The sequence below is a fragment of the Oryzihumus leptocrescens genome, assembly GCF_006716205.1.
Taxonomy (GTDB): domain Bacteria; phylum Actinomycetota; class Actinomycetes; order Actinomycetales; family Dermatophilaceae; genus Oryzihumus; species Oryzihumus leptocrescens.
The window spans coordinates 1,053,487-1,067,555 of record NZ_VFOQ01000001.1 but is presented as its reverse complement, the minus strand read 5'-3'; the positions used below and the strand labels follow the sequence as shown (position 1 = coordinate 1,067,555).

21 protein-coding genes are annotated in these 14,069 nt (G+C 74.0%); 8 read left to right on the top strand and 13 right to left on the bottom strand.

What is annotated here, in order from left to right; all coding sequences use genetic code 11:
• Positions 1 to 18 precede the first annotated feature (18 nt).
• From FB474_RS05095 to FB474_RS05080, 4 genes are all read right to left on the bottom strand, one after another.
• Positions 19 to 465 carry a GNAT family N-acetyltransferase gene (locus FB474_RS05095; RefSeq protein ID WP_141787659.1) on the bottom strand — a complete coding sequence of 149 codons (447 nt, stop codon included), beginning with the start codon at positions 463 to 465 and terminating at the stop codon, positions 19 to 21.
• 73 nt (positions 466 to 538) lie between these two features.
• Positions 539 to 1,579 carry a phosphotransferase gene (locus FB474_RS05090; protein WP_141787658.1) on the bottom strand — a complete coding sequence of 347 codons (1,041 nt, stop codon included), beginning with the start codon at positions 1,577 to 1,579 and terminating at the stop codon, positions 539 to 541.
• A 26-nt stretch (positions 1,580 to 1,605) separates the two neighbouring features.
• On the bottom strand, positions 1,606 to 1,875 hold the full coding sequence (locus FB474_RS05085) for a hypothetical protein (protein ID WP_141787657.1): 270 nt from the start codon (positions 1,873 to 1,875) through the stop codon (positions 1,606 to 1,608).
• A 4-nt stretch (positions 1,876 to 1,879) separates the two neighbouring features.
• On the bottom strand, positions 1,880 to 2,437 hold the full coding sequence (locus FB474_RS05080) for an alpha/beta fold hydrolase (RefSeq protein ID WP_141787656.1): 558 nt from the start codon (positions 2,435 to 2,437) through the stop codon (positions 1,880 to 1,882).
• A gap of 44 nt (positions 2,438 to 2,481) precedes the next feature.
• On the opposite strand from FB474_RS05080, the gene FB474_RS05075 reads away from it, so the two are divergent.
• From FB474_RS05075 to FB474_RS05065, 3 genes are all read left to right on the top strand, one after another.
• Positions 2,482 to 2,958 (top strand): hypothetical protein, encoded by a 477-nt coding sequence (locus FB474_RS05075; RefSeq protein WP_141787655.1) that lies wholly within the window; start codon positions 2,482 to 2,484, stop codon positions 2,956 to 2,958.
• 33 nt (positions 2,959 to 2,991) lie between these two features.
• Positions 2,992 to 3,702: a suppressor of fused domain protein gene (locus FB474_RS05070; protein ID WP_221632436.1), complete on the top strand. Its 711-nt coding sequence runs from the start codon at positions 2,992 to 2,994 to the stop codon at positions 3,700 to 3,702.
• 115 nt (positions 3,703 to 3,817) lie between these two features.
• On the top strand, positions 3,818 to 4,303 hold the full coding sequence (locus FB474_RS05065) for a hypothetical protein (protein ID WP_141787654.1): 486 nt from the start codon (positions 3,818 to 3,820) through the stop codon (positions 4,301 to 4,303).
• Positions 4,304 to 4,353: 50 nt separating this feature from the next.
• Here FB474_RS05065 and FB474_RS05060 read toward each other — a convergent pair whose 3' ends face one another.
• From FB474_RS05060 to FB474_RS05040, 5 genes are all read right to left on the bottom strand, one after another.
• On the bottom strand, positions 4,354 to 4,929 hold the full coding sequence (locus tag FB474_RS05060; protein WP_141787653.1) for a dienelactone hydrolase family protein: 576 nt from the start codon (positions 4,927 to 4,929) through the stop codon (positions 4,354 to 4,356).
• 144 nt (positions 4,930 to 5,073) lie between these two features.
• Positions 5,074 to 6,168: a DNA glycosylase AlkZ-like family protein gene (locus FB474_RS05055; RefSeq protein WP_246092055.1), complete on the bottom strand. Its 1,095-nt coding sequence runs from the start codon at positions 6,166 to 6,168 to the stop codon at positions 5,074 to 5,076.
• Positions 6,169 to 6,239: 71 nt separating this feature from the next.
• Positions 6,240 to 6,749 (bottom strand): DinB family protein, encoded by a 510-nt coding sequence (locus FB474_RS05050; protein WP_185746045.1) that lies wholly within the window; start codon positions 6,747 to 6,749, stop codon positions 6,240 to 6,242.
• 43 nt (positions 6,750 to 6,792) lie between these two features.
• Positions 6,793 to 7,242, bottom strand: coding sequence for a VOC family protein (locus FB474_RS05045; RefSeq protein WP_221632435.1), 450 nt, complete (start codon positions 7,240 to 7,242; stop codon positions 6,793 to 6,795).
• A 95-nt stretch (positions 7,243 to 7,337) separates the two neighbouring features.
• Positions 7,338 to 7,709, bottom strand: coding sequence for a glyoxalase superfamily protein (locus FB474_RS05040; RefSeq protein ID WP_141787650.1), 372 nt, complete (start codon positions 7,707 to 7,709; stop codon positions 7,338 to 7,340).
• A gap of 72 nt (positions 7,710 to 7,781) precedes the next feature.
• Here FB474_RS05040 and FB474_RS05035 point away from each other — a divergent pair, with 72 nt between their 5' ends.
• On the top strand, positions 7,782 to 8,525 hold the full coding sequence (locus tag FB474_RS05035) for an SDR family oxidoreductase (protein WP_246092054.1): 744 nt from the start codon (positions 7,782 to 7,784) through the stop codon (positions 8,523 to 8,525).
• Positions 8,526 to 8,565: 40 nt separating this feature from the next.
• On the opposite strand, the gene FB474_RS05030 is transcribed toward FB474_RS05035, so the two are convergent.
• Complete coding sequence (locus tag FB474_RS05030) at positions 8,566 to 9,003, bottom strand: nuclear transport factor 2 family protein (RefSeq protein ID WP_141787649.1); 438 nt, start codon at positions 9,001 to 9,003, stop codon at positions 8,566 to 8,568.
• A gap of 111 nt (positions 9,004 to 9,114) precedes the next feature.
• Between FB474_RS05030 and FB474_RS05025 the strand changes: the two genes are divergently transcribed.
• The gene (locus FB474_RS05025; protein ID WP_185746044.1) at positions 9,115 to 9,585 is read left to right on the top strand and encodes a DUF1203 domain-containing protein; all 471 of its coding nucleotides are present in this window, start codon (positions 9,115 to 9,117) and stop codon (positions 9,583 to 9,585) included.
• Positions 9,586 to 9,924: 339 nt separating this feature from the next.
• Positions 9,925 to 10,653: a metal-dependent hydrolase gene (locus FB474_RS05020; protein WP_141787647.1), complete on the top strand. Its 729-nt coding sequence runs from the start codon at positions 9,925 to 9,927 to the stop codon at positions 10,651 to 10,653.
• A gap of 69 nt (positions 10,654 to 10,722) precedes the next feature.
• Here the strand turns inward: FB474_RS05020 and FB474_RS05015 are convergent, their stop codons facing one another.
• From FB474_RS05015 to FB474_RS05005, 3 genes are all read right to left on the bottom strand, one after another.
• Positions 10,723 to 11,190, bottom strand: a complete 468-nt coding sequence (locus FB474_RS05015; RefSeq protein WP_221632434.1) for a hypothetical protein — start codon at positions 11,188 to 11,190, stop codon at positions 10,723 to 10,725.
• 72 nt (positions 11,191 to 11,262) lie between these two features.
• Positions 11,263 to 12,111: a DUF3626 domain-containing protein gene (locus tag FB474_RS05010; protein ID WP_246092053.1), complete on the bottom strand. Its 849-nt coding sequence runs from the start codon at positions 12,109 to 12,111 to the stop codon at positions 11,263 to 11,265.
• The gene (locus tag FB474_RS05005; RefSeq protein ID WP_141787645.1) at positions 12,104 to 12,712 is read right to left on the bottom strand and encodes a TMEM175 family protein; all 609 of its coding nucleotides are present in this window, start codon (positions 12,710 to 12,712) and stop codon (positions 12,104 to 12,106) included. The genes FB474_RS05010 and FB474_RS05005 overlap by 8 nt, the downstream gene beginning before the upstream one ends.
• Before the next feature lie 139 nt (positions 12,713 to 12,851).
• Here FB474_RS05005 and FB474_RS05000 point away from each other — a divergent pair, with 139 nt between their 5' ends.
• Together FB474_RS05000 and FB474_RS04995 are read left to right on the top strand one after the other, a co-directional pair.
• Positions 12,852 to 13,349, top strand: a complete 498-nt coding sequence (locus tag FB474_RS05000) for a DUF2231 domain-containing protein (RefSeq protein ID WP_141787644.1) — start codon at positions 12,852 to 12,854, stop codon at positions 13,347 to 13,349.
• Between the two features lie 25 nt (positions 13,350 to 13,374).
• Complete coding sequence (locus FB474_RS04995; RefSeq protein WP_141787643.1) at positions 13,375 to 14,046, top strand: response regulator transcription factor; 672 nt, start codon at positions 13,375 to 13,377, stop codon at positions 14,044 to 14,046.
• Positions 14,047 to 14,069: the final 23 nt, after the last annotated feature.

Below are 14,069 nucleotides of genomic sequence, written 5' to 3'. Positions count from 1 at the left end.
CGCCTTCCGCCCCGGTCCTCACCCCAGCCGAAGCCGCAGGTCGACCCAGGGGACCGTCTCCCCCGGCAGGACGTACCGCTCGGTCTCGACGAACCCGTGCCTGAGCGCGAAACGGAGACCGTCCTCGTTGCTGGACAGGACGACCGTCTCGACCACCCCGGCGCCAAGCTCCCGCGCGTGGCTGAGCCCCCGCGCATAGAGCTCCTCACCGAGCCCCCGGCCGCGGTGCGCGGCGAGCACTCGGGCGATCACGGTGGCGGTCCGCGTGTCGTCCGTCGGCGGGCGCACCGTGCTGCACCCGACGAGGACGGCGCCAAGGTAGGCGACCTCCAGGCGGTTGCGCCCGGCTCGTTCGCGCACCTCCTCCAGCGAGAGCTCATGAGCCGGGATGGTCGCGTTGTGGACGTGTTGCCAGTCCCGCAGCGTCGCGTCGTCGTCCGGCTGGCGGATGCGGAGGTCGGTCACGCCAGCAGGAGACTCGACACAGGCACCGGCCGTCAACTCCGTTGCCACGGAAGTCCGTTGCCACGGCCGGGGGCTACCGGGCCAGCGCGGAGGTCCACGTCGTCAGGTCATCCAGGATGGCCTCGGCCGTCGGCAGCCGGGCGGCCAGGTCAGCGGCCTGGGCGCGCGCCCCTGCGTCAGCGAGCGCGGGAAGCCAGCCGCCGGCGATCCAGGCAGGCTGCCGGGCGAGCGCCAGGGGCAGGCGCTCGCGTTCGGCGTCGCTGAGGCTCAGGGCGGAGGACTGGTCGTAGGTGTTGACGAGCCCCCGGACCTGCTGGACCTGCACGTCCCCGGGCGGGTTGTTGCCCGGCTCGAGCAGGTAGAACCACAGCGTCAGGGCCAGCTCCTCGATCCGGTCCCGCTCCCCCAGGAAGTCGAAGTCGAGCACGCCTGCCAGCTGCAGGCCGCGAAAGACGACGTTGTCGTCCCAGAAGTCGCCGTGGACCAGCTGGCGCACCTGGTCGTGCCGGAGCCGCTCCTCCTTGTCGGCGATCGCCTCACAGTGCCGTTGCACGTCGTCGGCGAGCGCCGAGAACCGCGGTTCGCCCCAGGCGCGCATCCTGGACGCTCCGCGGCATACCCCGTCCACGACCTGGCCCGGGTCGAGGTAGGTGGCATGAGGCGGGGAGGCCACCGGGGTGGCCGTTTGCAGAGTGCGCAGGGCGTCGTGCAGCCGGGCGAGCGCCGCGAAACCCTTGTGCAGGAACGCAAAGGTCCGCATGGGCGTGTCCCAGTCGATGTGCTCCTCGACCTCGACCAGCGTGCCGTCCGGCAGGGTGGACCAGCCGCGTCCGTCAGGGGCGGGGATCGCCGCCGGCACCGGGAGCCTGAACCGGCGCGCGGCGTCCTTCGCCGACTGGATCGCGAGGAGGCGCTCCGGCGGGGTGAGGCCGCGGTGGGCCCGCGCCACCACTGCGGAGCCGTCGGCGTAGTCGAACCGCAGGTTGGTGGTCCAGAGACCACCCAGATCGAGCCAGTGCACCGGGCGGGGAAGGGAGAACGCCGCCACGACGGACTCCACGAGCCCGGCACTGGGCACCACGCGGGGCGGCACGGGGGCCCTGTCGACGGTCACGGAGCGACCCTATTTCCCGCCACGGCTCACGAGCGCCCGCGGAGCACGGTCAGCCCCTCACGGACGCTCGCGGCCAGGGCCTTCGCGAACGGCGCGCCGGTCCGCCGCTGCCCGCGCGTGGCCTCCACCAGGGTGAAGTAGAGCGCCCCCAGGCCCACCAGCGCAGCCCCGACGGCGACGACCGGCGGCAGGCCCACCCACCGCCACGTGGCCAGCACGAGCGCGGCACCGACTGCGAGGACGACGGACGCCAGTCCGACGACGGCGCCCCAGTCCCGGCGCCCCCCGCCCTTCATGGGATCAGTATGCGTTCGACCCGCCATCGAGCTCGTCGAGGAAGGTCGCGACGGCGTCGACGACCTGACGCAGCGCGCCGAGCGCGCGGTGCACGTCGGTGCCGTGCTCCAGAGCGTGATCGGCTCCGCTCAGCTCGAGCACCCTGGCCCCTGGCCCGATGTCCGCGTGGCTGTCCCAGAACTGGTCCGCCGTGCCGCCCACCACCAGCGAAGGGGCGGTGAGTCGGGCGACGGCCTCGGCGACCGCCGGCACGGTGAGGACGGGCGTGAGCCACACGCCGGGCAGACCGCGTTCCACGGCGTAGGGCAGCGCCGACCCGCCCAGCGACTTGGCCACCACGAGATGCTGGCGTGCCGACACCTGGTCAAGCGCGCGGGCCGACTCCCGTGCCGCCTGCTCGGGTGTCGCCCGATCCCCGTGCTCCCAGCAGACCTCGCGCACCGACCAGCCCCGGTCGACGAGGAGCATGACGCAGTAGCGCAGCAGTGGGAACCCTGGTGCGTACGCACGCCCGGGCAGGATCGTCGCGACGCGGCTCGGGTCCCCCGGGTGTTCCATCACGTGGCCGACTGTAGACGGCGCAGCCGCGTGAGAGGGTCACCGTCATGTCGCAGTGGGAGCCCCTCGGGATGCCGTACACCGTCAGCTCCGCCGCATCGGAGGCGACGGTGGCCGCCGCACACCGCGGTGCCCTGACCGCCCTGCGCGGGCGCATCCGCGCGCTCTGCGTCGACGTCATCTGCGACGGCCCCTGGCCGGACGAGGTCCGCTGGGCGGTCGACCGGCTCGAGGCCCGACGGCCCGCCAGGTGGTCCCGGTGGCGCCGGCGCTGGCTGGAGCCGAGCATCTCCGTCGACCTCGACCCGCGGGACGACGAGGACTTCGCCCTCGCCGTGGCCGTTGCGCCGTACACGATCTGCGGCACGGGCATCGACGGACGCGACCGGGTCGTCTACGACGCCAACGACACCGGCACCAGCGCCTGGTTCGCGCTCACCGAGGAGGAGCTCGCGGCCGCGGCCCAGTTCGTGGCGGCCCACCATGGCGACCCCCAGGGCCTCATCCCGTTCACGCGGGGCTGAGCGTCGCTCGGCGCTGTGGTTGGGCTCCCCCGCATGGAACCCTCAGCCTCACCTGCTCCCCGCGGTGCGGGGGTCCTTCGACACCCGGCCCGGGATCGCGCGTGGGAGCCGGCCGGCGCCGGCGACCCGGACACGGTCGAGGCCGTCGACCGGCACATCGAGGAGCACTTCGGGCCGGTCGCGTTCGTGTGGCACGAGCTGGCCTCCGACCTGGTGCACGTCGACGTGTCCGTGGTCGCCCCCTCCCCGGAGCGCCCGTACTACACCCTGGTCACCAGCGGCATGAGCGAGCGCCCGATGACGGTGCCCGCCGGCGCCGGCAGCAGCCCCTATGCCGAGCTCATGATGTGCCTGCCCGCGGACTGGCCGATGACCGCCGAGGCGTTCCGGGACGAGAACGCCTACTGGCCGATCCGGCTGTTGAAGATGGTCGCGCGCCTGCCGCACGAGTACGAGACCTGGGTCGCCGAGTGGCACTCGGTCCCCAACGGCGACCCGGCGCAGCCCTACGCGTCCGACACACCGTTCGTCGGCGCCCTGGTGACACCGATGATCAGGACCGGGCTCGAAGCCCGCACGATCACGACCGCGACCGGCCAACAGGTGTCACTGCTCGCGCTCGTGCCGCTGCACCCCGCCGAGATGCGGTTGAAGCTGACGGCCGGCACCGATGCGCTGCTCGACGCCTTCGACGCCATCACCGTGAGCGAGCTCTTCGACCCCGCCCGGCCGAGCAGCGTGTGAGCCCTCGACGGGGCCGCGCCGGATCCTCCGTCGCGGACGATGCGGCAGGTATGCGCGGCTGGCTAGGTTCGTAGGAGCCGTAGCCGTTGCCCTGCGGGCGCGTGAGGAGGAGCGGATGCGTTCAGCACGAACAGGACGCGGCGTTCCCGCCGCTCTCGTAGCCGCCTTCCTGCTCGCCGTGCTCACGGCCTGCACTGCCGGCTCCACGACCAGCCAGTCGGCCTCCCCCACGGGGTCGACCAGCGCAGCGTCGGCGACCCCGGCCACGGCGGCCGCGTGCGCCGACGCGGCCGCCCTGAAGGCCTCCCTGCAGGCGCTGACCAAGGTGCAGCCCCTCCAGGACGGGCTCACGGCCGTGCGCGCGGCGCTCAACAACGTCAGGACCAGCCTGGACAAGGCTGAGAAGTCGGCCTCCGCCGCGCTGCAGCCCGCCGTCGCACAGGTCAGGACGGCCCTTGCCCAGCTGGAGGCGGCGACCAAGGGCGTGACCGTCGACAACCTGCCGGCAGCGGGTCCACGGATCTCCGGTGCGCTGTCACAGGTCGCCTCCGCGACCTCGGCGCTGGTGGCCACGATCGCCCAGAGCTGCCCGGGCACCTAGCGCGCACGCGGCGGGTGCCGGCTCCCGGCACCCGCCCCCGCGGCCGTCGGCTAGACCCGCGTGAGGAAGTCGAGCACCCGCTCGGTCACCTGCGCTGAGGCGTCCGCGTCGTAGGACGTCAGCGAGCTGTCGATGAACAGATGCCGGTCGCCCGGGTAGACGAACAGCTCCCCGTCCTCGACCTCCTTGACCAGCACCCGCGCGGCCTCGATGTCGCCCTCACCGGCGAAGAACGGGTCGGCGTCCATCCCGTGCACCTGCACCGGCACCCCGGCCGGCCACGGCATGCCGAACTCCGACGGCGGGACACAGGCCTCCATGAGCACCGCGCCGCGGGCCCCCGGCCGGGTCTGCGTCAGCCGCTGCGCGGCCATGACCCCGAGGGAGATCCCGGCATACACGACCTCGGTGGGCAGGTCGGTCGCCGCCTGGACCACGCGCTCCTGGATGGTCTCGAAGCCGACCTGCTGCGCGTAGCCGATCCCCTCCTCCAGGTTCGCGAACGTGTGCCCGTCATACAGGTCGGGGGTGTGCACGGTGTGCCCGGCGTCCCGCAACCGGTCGGCGAACGCCACGACCCCCTCGGTCAGTCCCTGCGCGTGGTGGAACAACACGACCTCAGCCATCGCTGCGGCTCTCCCCTCTGTGGCGGACGGCCGACGGTGGCCGACCCCATGTCACGGCCGGACGGGCTGCCGGCCACGAGGCGATGCTAGAGCCGCTTCCGGACGAACCCCGTCCGGAACTGCCCACAGCACACGCAGACGCCCCTATCGGTCGAGCTCCAGCTCCAGCATCCAGGCCAGGTCGGCGACCTCCCGGTCGACCTCGGCACGCATGGCCGGGGTGAAGGCGACGTCCTCGTGGACCGCGTTGACCCGGAGCACCCCCGCCTTCAGGTCGGCGGCAGCGTCGAGCTTCCCGACCAGCCGGTCGGCATACAGGATCGGCAGGGCCCAGTAGCCCCACCGGCGCTGGGCCGCCGGTTTGTACATCTCCAGCTGGTAGTCGAACTCGAAGAGCTCGGCCAGCCGCTTGCGGTCGACGACGAGGCGGTCCAGTGGCGACAGCAGCGCGGCCCGGCCCTCGAACGGCTGCCCCAGCTGGGCCGGGTCCACCCGCCAGGTGCCGCGCACCCCCTCCACCACGGCCGGCTCCCCCGCGTCCCCTGCGTCCAGGGGCTCCGCCGGGCACATCGGCCCCTTGCTCCGGGCGATCCCCAGCGACGCCAGGCGCCGCTGGTCCCGCCGGCGGCGAGCCTCCTCGGCGGGCACGGCGGGGTCGTCGGGGTAGACGCGGCCGGCCAGGTCCCACAGGCGCCCGAGGCCCTCGCGGGCGGCCACCGCGACCTCGCCCCGGCTCTCCATGAAGTCCAGCAGCCGCACCACGTTGCGGTTGTTGGTCCAGCCGGTCGAGCGCCACGGGACCAGGCAGGTGTCGGGCAGCTCCCGGGCCGGCATCGGCCCTTCGGAGCGCAGCAGCTCCAGGATGTCGCGGCGGCACGCGTCGTTGGCCCGGACCCATTCCCGGATCTCGACCTGCCACTCCGTGAGTGGTCCGCGACCCGGCCAGTCCTGCATGTCGGCGCGGAACAGGGCGATGTCCTCCGCCGGTCGGAGGACCCCACGGAGCTCCACGAGGGACCCGGCCTCGAGGAGGGCGTCGAGGTCGGCCGGAGCGTAGGAGGAGCCGAGCCGGCTCCAGCACACCAGGTCGGCGCTCGGTGCCACCGCCGCCGTCAGGTCGACCTGCACCAGGCCGAGGTGGCGCACCACGGTGAGCAGGTCGGTCGGCCGCGCGGCCTCGAGGAGCTGGGCGCGCGCCGCGATCCGGCGCGCGTCCTGGCGGGCGAGCGTGTGCACCACGCCCCCGACCGTAGACGGAGCGACCGACGGACGGCGGCGGTTCGCCGGGTTCGGCGGCACCATCGCGCAGGTCAGGACAGGACGAGCCAGGTCCGGCCGTCGATGAGCTCACGGGCGGCGTCGAGGTGGCCGGCGTGGGTGGCGGTCTCGGTGAGCACGTGGAGGACGACCTCACGGGCGGTGTCGAGCCGCCAGCCACCGAAGAAGTCGGGCCACCACGCCGGTGGCGTGTCCAGCGACATGCCGGCGAGGAGGACGTCGGTGCGCTCGGCCTGCTCGCGGTAGAGCGCGAGCACCGAATCGGCCGAGGTCTCCGGGCCCACCTGCCAGGCGTCCGCCGGGTTGCCCGTGACCTCGGCGATGGCGTCCGGGTCGCCGGCAAGGACGGCCTGGAACCAGAACCGCTCGTCGTCCAGGGCCAGGTGGCGCAGCAGCCCCAGGCAGCTCCACCCCGACGGCAGCACCGGCCGGCGCAGCGCCTCGTCGTCGAGGCCCTCGAGGATGCCCAGGACGTGGCGCCGCTGCGCGTTCACGTGCGCCAGGAGCAGCCGGTGCTCGGCGCTGACGTCCGTCGTGCTCACGTGCTCCTCCGATGTCGGATTGGTCAGGGGTGGGCGCAGGGCCTCAGGAGCCGATGCCCTGGGCGACTTCCCAGCTGTGCCCGGCGGGGTCGGTGAAGGTGGCCGTGCGCATGCCCCACGGCTGGTCCACCGGGCCGGTCAACAGCGTCACGCCGCGGCGCTCCAGGTCGGCGCAGACGCCGTCGACGTCCTGGACCCACACGCTGAGCTGGAACCGCGACCCGTCCCCGGCGGCCGCGACCGGCGCCGGGGCGACGAGGCCCGAGGCAGCCGAGTGGTGCAGCAGGTTCACCAGGAGGTTGTCGAACTTCAGCGCGGCCGACACCTCGTCCTCGTAGACCACGGGCACGTCGAAGACCTCGCGGTAGAACGCCTTCGCCGCCGGCACGTCCTCGACGAACAGGCTCATGGCGCTGATCGTCCTCAGCGACTCACCCACGACGACCATCCCCCTCTCCACCCCCAGCACGTCGCTGCCGGGGAACCTGCGCACGCGGTGTGCGCACCGCCACCGCACCGTACCGGCAGATCCGCCAGCGCGGTGCGCGGTCGCCATACGACGCGCCCGGCGGCGCGGGGGCTGCGGACCTAGCCGCGAGCGGGCAGCTCCTGGAGCACCCAGAGGTTGCCGTCCGGGTCGCTGAACCGGACGAACCGGCCCCACGGCTGCACGTCGACCTCGCTGGCGTCGACGCCGCGCTCGAGCAGCTCGCGGCGGGTCGCCTCGGCGTCGTCGATGACGATCATGACCCCGCGCAGGCTGCCGGGCTCCATCTCGACGATCCCGGTGCCGATGACGATGGAGCAGGCCGACCCCGGCGGGGTGAGCTGCACGAACCGCACGGTCTCGTCGACCTGGTGGTCGTGGTCGGCGTGGAAGCCGACCTGCTCGACGTAGAACTTCTTGGCCCGGTCGACGTCGGTGACGGGCACGGGCACCACTTCGATCTTCCAGCTCATGACCGCACGCTACGGTCAGCCACCGACAGGCCCCGCCCCGCGCGGCGCGTCTCGGCGCGGCAGACTGCGCGGGTGGACACCGACAGCATGGTCGCGCTCGTCACCGGCGGCAGCCGCGGCATCGGCGCGCGGACCGCCCTGACCCTGGCCCGCCGCGGGTGGGACGTCGCGATCTCCTACCGCGAGCGCGAAGCCGACGCCGAGGCCGTCGTCGAGGCGTGCCGTGAGGCAGGGCGTCGGGCGGTCGCGGTAAGGGCCGACGTCGCCGTGGAGGCCGACCTGGTCGCACTGTTCGGCGCGGTCGACGACCGGCTCGGCAGGCTCAACGTGCTGGTCAACAACGCGGGCATCGTCCCGCCGCTGGGGCGCGTCGAGGACTACACCGCAGCCCGCCTCGAGCAGGTGCTCGCCGTCAACGTGGCCGGTCCGTTCCTCGCCGCGCGTGAGGCGGTGCGCCGGATGTCCACGGCGCACGGCGGTCGCGGCGGGGTCATCGTCAACGTCTCCTCGCGCGCAGCGGCCCTCGGCGCCCCCGGGGAGTACGTCGACTACGCCGCCAGCAAGGCCGCCATCGACGCGATGACTCTCGGCCTGGCCAGGGAGGTCGCCGGCGAGGGCATCCGCGTCGTCGGGGTCAGCCCGGGCCTGATCGACACCGAGATCCACGCCCCCGGGCGGCTCGACCGTCTCGGTCACACCCCTCCCCTGGGCCGGCCCGGGACGCCGGCGGAGGTCGCCGACGCCATCGCGTGGCTGGTCTCGGACGAGGCGTCCTACGTCACCGGCAGCACCCTGGACATCAGCGGCGGCCGCTAGTCCCTCGGCGACCGCGCCGCCGGGCAGGGGCGGGCCCCCGCTACATCCGCTCGGTGAACCCTCCCCGCCAGTCCGGCGCGTCGAACGGCTGCGGGTAGTAGCGCGTCTCCCGGGCGATGAGGCCGTCGGCGTCGAGCTCGAAGATGGCCACCACCTGCCAGTGGTCCTCGCCGTACCGCCCGTCGGCCTCGGCCACCCACACCCGGCCGCACCCGACGACGCGGCGCAGGGTGAACGCGGGGCCGCCACCGGGGAAGGACTCCTGCATCCGGCGCATGTCCTCGCGTCCACGGACGCGTTCGCCGGACTGCGGCATCTCCATGACGAAGTCCGGGCGCCGCAGCTCGTACTCCCGCTCCGGTGAGAGCCCGCCACCCTCGGCAAGCCCGAGCATCCGTTTCACCCCCTCGCGCATCGCGGCCGCGTCGTCCTCGGCCACGGCCCGCCGGAACAGGTCGTGCACATCCGTCTCGCCCATCGAGGCTGCTCCTCCCGTCGCGCCGACCCCTCGACGCTGCCACCAGGACCGGCCGGCCGCCTCCACCGGAAGGAGCACTCACACCGGCACCTCGCGGGGCGTTCCATGGGCATGGCAACCGCCCTGGAGTTCCTCCCCATCGCCACCCCGGTGCTCGAGCGCATCCGGGCCACTGGCCGCGACGCCTTCGGCAACGCGGCGACACCACAGGTGCGCGAGGCCGGCCTGCCCCTGCGCTGCTGCCTGCGGCTGTCCCGCGACGGCGAGCGCGTGCGGCTGGTCGCGCACCGTCCGTCCGAGCTGGGCGGCCCCTACGCCGAGGTCGGACCGGTGTTCGTCCACGCCGAGGCGTGCGAGGGCTACCGGACACCCCACACCTTCCCCGCCGAGTTCCGCGACCGGCGTGCCGTCCTGCGCGCCTACGGCGCCGACGGGATGATGCTCGACGGCGTGCTGGCCGAGCCCGGGCAGAGCGAGCACCTGGTGGGCCGGCTCCTGGCCGACCCGCGGGTGGACCAGGTGCACGTGCGCAACGTCGTCGCCGGCTGCTGGAACTTCACCGTCCGCCGCGCCTCCACCTGAGCCCCCGGCCGCCCTGCTGCGGAAGCGCGCGCCCTGCCGAGGCTGGAGCCGCGGCAGGGCGACACCAGGCGCGGCAGAGCCACCCGGGTCCCGCAGCCACCCCCTGTACCGTGCGCCACACCCGGGGCTCGCGGCCCACCCGCCGGACAAACCGGACACCCCGCCCCCTACGCTTCGGCGCACCACGGTGCCCCGGGCAGGTGGCTGAAAGGCCAAGCCGCCCAGCCGCTTTCGCGGGCTGCACCGACGGCGCGCACCCCGAGCGAGAGCACGGCGAAGCGCCGCGCCCCGCCCGCCAGGCGCCGGTGACCCCGGAGCCAGAACTCGTGGAGACTCCCCGTGCTCGGCCACTCCCACGCGCTGTCCGGCCTCGCCGCCGGCGCCGCCACGCTGCCCTTCGCCCCCGTGCACACGGCCGCCCAGCAGACCGCGTGGGTCGCGGCGTGGGGAGGCTTCGCGATGCTGCCCGACCTCGACCAGCGCGGCGCGACGATCGGCCGGATGTGGGGCGGGTTCACCGAGGCCCTCGCGGGCGGCATCGCCACGGTCTCACGGGGCCACCGCAACGGCACCCACGACGCCATCATCGCGCCGGTCGTCTTCGGCGCCATCGCCTGGCTCGCCGGCCAGCACCCCGTGAGCTCGTTCGCGATGCTGGCGTTCGCGATCGGGCTCGCGCTGCGGGCCTGCAACTTCGTCATCCCCGGCCGGGCGGAGAACACCGTCATCGGCAACCTCGCCATGTCCGGCCTCGGCGCGTGGTGGATCACCGCGTCCGGCCACTACACGCACATGTCGGCGCCCTGGCTGCCGGTCGCAGTGGCCGGCGGCGTGCTGGTGCACATCGCCGGGGACTGGCTCACCGTCGGCGGCATCCCGGTGCCGTTCACCTGGTTCGGCGGTCACGCCCAGCGCGTCGCCGGTCGCTTCTTCAAGACCGGGTCGCCGGCGGAGCACTTCCTCGCGGCCCCGGCGTTCCTGGTCGCCACGGTCTACGCCCTCTACCGCAACACCGGCGTGTATGCCGCGACCGCCTCCCTGCGCGCGGCCATCCGCGCGCTCGGGTGAGCCCGCGGCACACGAGCACGGCACCGGCCCGCGCCACGGCAGGGTGGGCGCGGGCCGGGAGCCGGGGGCTCAGGCGGACCGGCGCGCGGAGCGCAGCACCGCGAGGGAGAGCAGGAGCAGCAGGCCCTCAACCACGAGGCTGATCAGGCCGAGCGGCTCGGACCAGTTGCCGCGGTCGTCGGTGTAGGACGGCAGGCCAGGGCCGCGCGAGAGCACGTAGCCGACGAGCGGGCCGAGGGCGACGCCGGCGGCCACGAACCACCCGGTGACCCGCTGGCGGGCCGGGGCGAAGAGCAGGGCGGCGGCGACCAGGACCGCGACCAGCTCGAGGACGTAGTAGCCGATCCCCACGTAGGTCGGGGTCTTGGAGCCGGGGAAGCCGCCCTGGTCGACGACGTGGATCCAGGCGACGCCCACTGAGAGGGCGGCGCCGGTGAGGCGCAGGGGCAGGGAGGCCGCCGCACCGGTGGCGGTGGCCTCCGGCGTGGTGGTCTGGGCATGGGGTCGGACGTCGGTCTGCGGCGTCTGGCTCGACATGAGACAAGCTCCTTCCGGGGTGGTCAGGTCAACCACCGTGCCGAGGCTTTCTCGGACGAGCCTCGGAAAGGGCTACGGCCGCTCCCCCGCGTGGGCCGGCGACCCGAACCGGGCGACGTAGTGCCACACCCGCTTGAGCGTCTGCGGGTCGTGGCGCCCCGAGGCGACCGCCTCCCCGACGACCCGCCCGTCCAGCACCCCGTCCTGCGCGATGGCCAGGCCGGCCTCGACGATCTCCGGGCCGCGGTATTCCGGGTGACGCTGCAGCTCGACCACGGTCAGGCGCCACCCGGGGTGCCACTCGACCGGGCAGGGCAGTGCCCGGGCCTGCGCCTCGACGGCGGTGCCCCGGTAGCAGGGGTCGAGCACCAGCGCCTCGACGTCGCGGTCGAGCCGGACCGGACCGTGGACCTGGGCCTCGACGTAGTCGTCGAGCAGCTCCGGTTCCCCCGGCCGGGCCCGCACCAACAGTCCCGCCCGCCCGGCCACCCCGAAGTGGGTCGGCTCGAAGACGCTGTCGGGGTGGCAGAACGTCGAGCGCGCCAGCGCCTGCGCGGTGAGCCGCACGTGCGCCGAACCGAAGCGCGGCGCCGCGCCGCCGGGCCGTCGCCACAGGTTCAGCGCGCCGTAGACGGGGCGCTCGGCCGGGTGGGCGCCGTCGTAGGCGCCCCCGAAGATCCGGCTCTCCCACCGCCAGCGGTCCCCGCCGGGGTGGGCGGTGAGCCCTCCGTTGCTCGTCCCGGTGACGAACTGCGAGCGGTAGCAACCGTCCTCGCCCAGCGCGACCAGGATCGGCCGGCCCGACGTCATCCGGTCGGGGTGGAAGTTCAACGTCACCCGCAGGTCGCGGTCGACCGGCGGGCCGGAGGACTGCGCCGCGACGTGGTCCAGGGCCCGGACCTGCGCCGGCGTGTCAGCCACGGTCGACCCGTCCGAGGATCGGGGTCTGCTCGACGACGTAGAAGCCGGCGAGCACGGCATACAGGAGCAGCATGAGCGGCGCGGAGACGAGGCCGACCAGCACGATCAGAGGGTAGACGAGCGTGCCCAGCCCGAAGCGGCGCACCGCGCGGCGGCCGGTGGCCGGGTCGACCGGCTCGTGCATCAGCTGGCCGCGCACCAGGTGCGCGAGGATGACGGTGAAGCTGACCGCCATCCCCTCCATGGAGATGCCGTAGAGCACCACCGCCACCCGCGCGTCCGCGCCGCCCTCGCGCAGGTAGGCCGCGAGCGTCGACGTGGTGAACGGGATCGTCGTGACGAACAGCAGCAGCACCAGGTTGACGAACAGCAGCACCCGGTCGACGCGGGCCACGAGCGCCATGAGGGCGTGGTGGTTGACCCAGATGATCCCGATGATGAAGAAGCTGACGGCGTAGGCCGCGAACGAGGGCCACTCCGAGACGAGCTGGTGCGCCAGCGACGACCCGGCCTCCGGCGAGGCGTGCAGGTCCAGCACGAGCAGCGTGATGGCGACCGCCATGACCCCGTCGCTGAACGCCTCCAGCCGACCTGTGCCCATCCCAGCCCTCCCGTCGCGGCGGCGCGCGCGGTGGCGCCGGCAGCCAGTCTGCCCGGAGGCGGCCGGCCGCCGCCTCTGAGAAGGTTCTGAGAAACCACCGGCACCATCCGGCGGACCGTCTGCGACAAGGAGCTTGTGCGTGTTCGACACCGTGTTCGGCCTGCCTGTCCACCCGCTCGTGGTGCACGCCACCGTCGTCCTGGTGCCGGCTGCCGCGCTGGCCGTCGCCCTGGCCGCGCTCTGGCCGGCGTTCCGGCGGCGGGCCGGTGTCGTGCCCCTGGCGCTGAGCCTCGTGGCCCTGGTCCTCGTGCCGCTGAGCACGCAGTCGGGCGAGGCCCTCGAGCGCCGGGTCGACCACACCGCCACGCTCGAGCGGCACACCGAGCTCGCCGACGGGCTGCTGCCGTGGGTGGCCCTGCTCGTCGTGGCCGCCGCGGCGCTCTACTGGCACCACCGCCGCAGCGCGGGCAGCACCACGGTGCCGCGGCTGCTGGTGGTGGCCGGCATCGCCCTGGGCCTGGTCGGCGCCGCCGGCACGACGTTCCAGGTCATCCGGATCGGCCACACCGGCGCCGAGGCGGCGTGGTCCGACGTCGCCAAGGCGGCGCCCCACAACGGCGGCGACGAGGGCAAGTAGGCCCCCGTCGTGACACGCTGACCCCGTGACCGGCACCGACCCGAGCGTGCTCGTCGTCGAGGACGACGACGAGCTCGGCGACCTGCTCGAGCGGCTGCTGCGCAGCGAGGGGTACGCCGTGCAGCGGGCCCGCGACGGCCAGGGCGGGCTGCACGCCCTGCTCACCTCCGAGTTCGACGTCGCGATCCTCGACCGGGGGCTGCCCGACGGGGACGGCCTGGACACCCTCGAACGGCTGCGCCGCGTCGGCAACCGGACCCCGGTGCTGGTGCTGACCGCCTACGGCACCGTGCAGGACCGCGTGGCCGGGCTGGACGCCGGCGCCGAGGACTACGTGGTCAAGCCGGTCGAGGCCGAGGAGCTGCTCGCCCGGCTGCGCGCGCTGCGCCGCCGCCACCAGGAGTCCGCCGACCTGGTCCCGCTGGGACAGGGGTGGCTGGACGTCGAGGGGTGCGCGGCCCGGCGCCCGGACGGCACCGTGGTCCCGCTGTCCCGCACCGAGCGTGACCTGCTCGCCGCGCTGGCCTCCCGGCCGACGCGGGTGTTCAGCCGCGAGGAGCTGCGGGAGCGGGCGTTCGCGGACGCGGAGAGCCCGGGCGCCGTGGACACCTACGTCTACTACCTGCGCAAGAAGCTCGGCACCGCGGTCGTGCGCACCGTGCGCGCCGTGGGCTACCGCGCTGGGGAGATCGAGTGACCGGGACGACCGAGAGGGCGCGG

Bases quoted from the DNA above. Each gene is read 5' to 3' on its own strand.
- FB474_RS05085 (WP_141787657.1), bottom strand. From the start codon at position 1,875: ATGAAGGGCGGGGGGCGCCGGGACTGGGGCGCCGTCGTCGGACTGGCG.
- FB474_RS05075 (WP_141787655.1), top strand. From the start codon at position 2,482: ATGTCGCAGTGGGAGCCCCTCGGGATGCCGTACACCGTCAGCTCCGCC.
- FB474_RS05070 (WP_221632436.1), top strand. From the start codon at position 2,992: ATGGAACCCTCAGCCTCACCTGCTCCCCGCGGTGCGGGGGTCCTTCGA.
- FB474_RS05065 (WP_141787654.1), top strand. From the start codon at position 3,818: ATGCGTTCAGCACGAACAGGACGCGGCGTTCCCGCCGCTCTCGTAGCC.
- FB474_RS05060 (WP_141787653.1), bottom strand. From the start codon at position 4,929: ATGGCTGAGGTCGTGTTGTTCCACCACGCGCAGGGACTGACCGAGGGG.
- FB474_RS05040 (WP_141787650.1), bottom strand. From the start codon at position 7,709: ATGAGCTGGAAGATCGAAGTGGTGCCCGTGCCCGTCACCGACGTCGAC.
- FB474_RS05030 (WP_141787649.1), bottom strand. From the start codon at position 9,003: ATGGGCGAGACGGATGTGCACGACCTGTTCCGGCGGGCCGTGGCCGAG.
- FB474_RS05025 (WP_185746044.1), top strand. From the start codon at position 9,115: ATGGCAACCGCCCTGGAGTTCCTCCCCATCGCCACCCCGGTGCTCGAG.
- FB474_RS05015 (WP_221632434.1), bottom strand. From the start codon at position 11,190: ATGTCGAGCCAGACGCCGCAGACCGACGTCCGACCCCATGCCCAGACC.
- FB474_RS05005 (WP_141787645.1), bottom strand. From the start codon at position 12,712: ATGGGCACAGGTCGGCTGGAGGCGTTCAGCGACGGGGTCATGGCGGTC.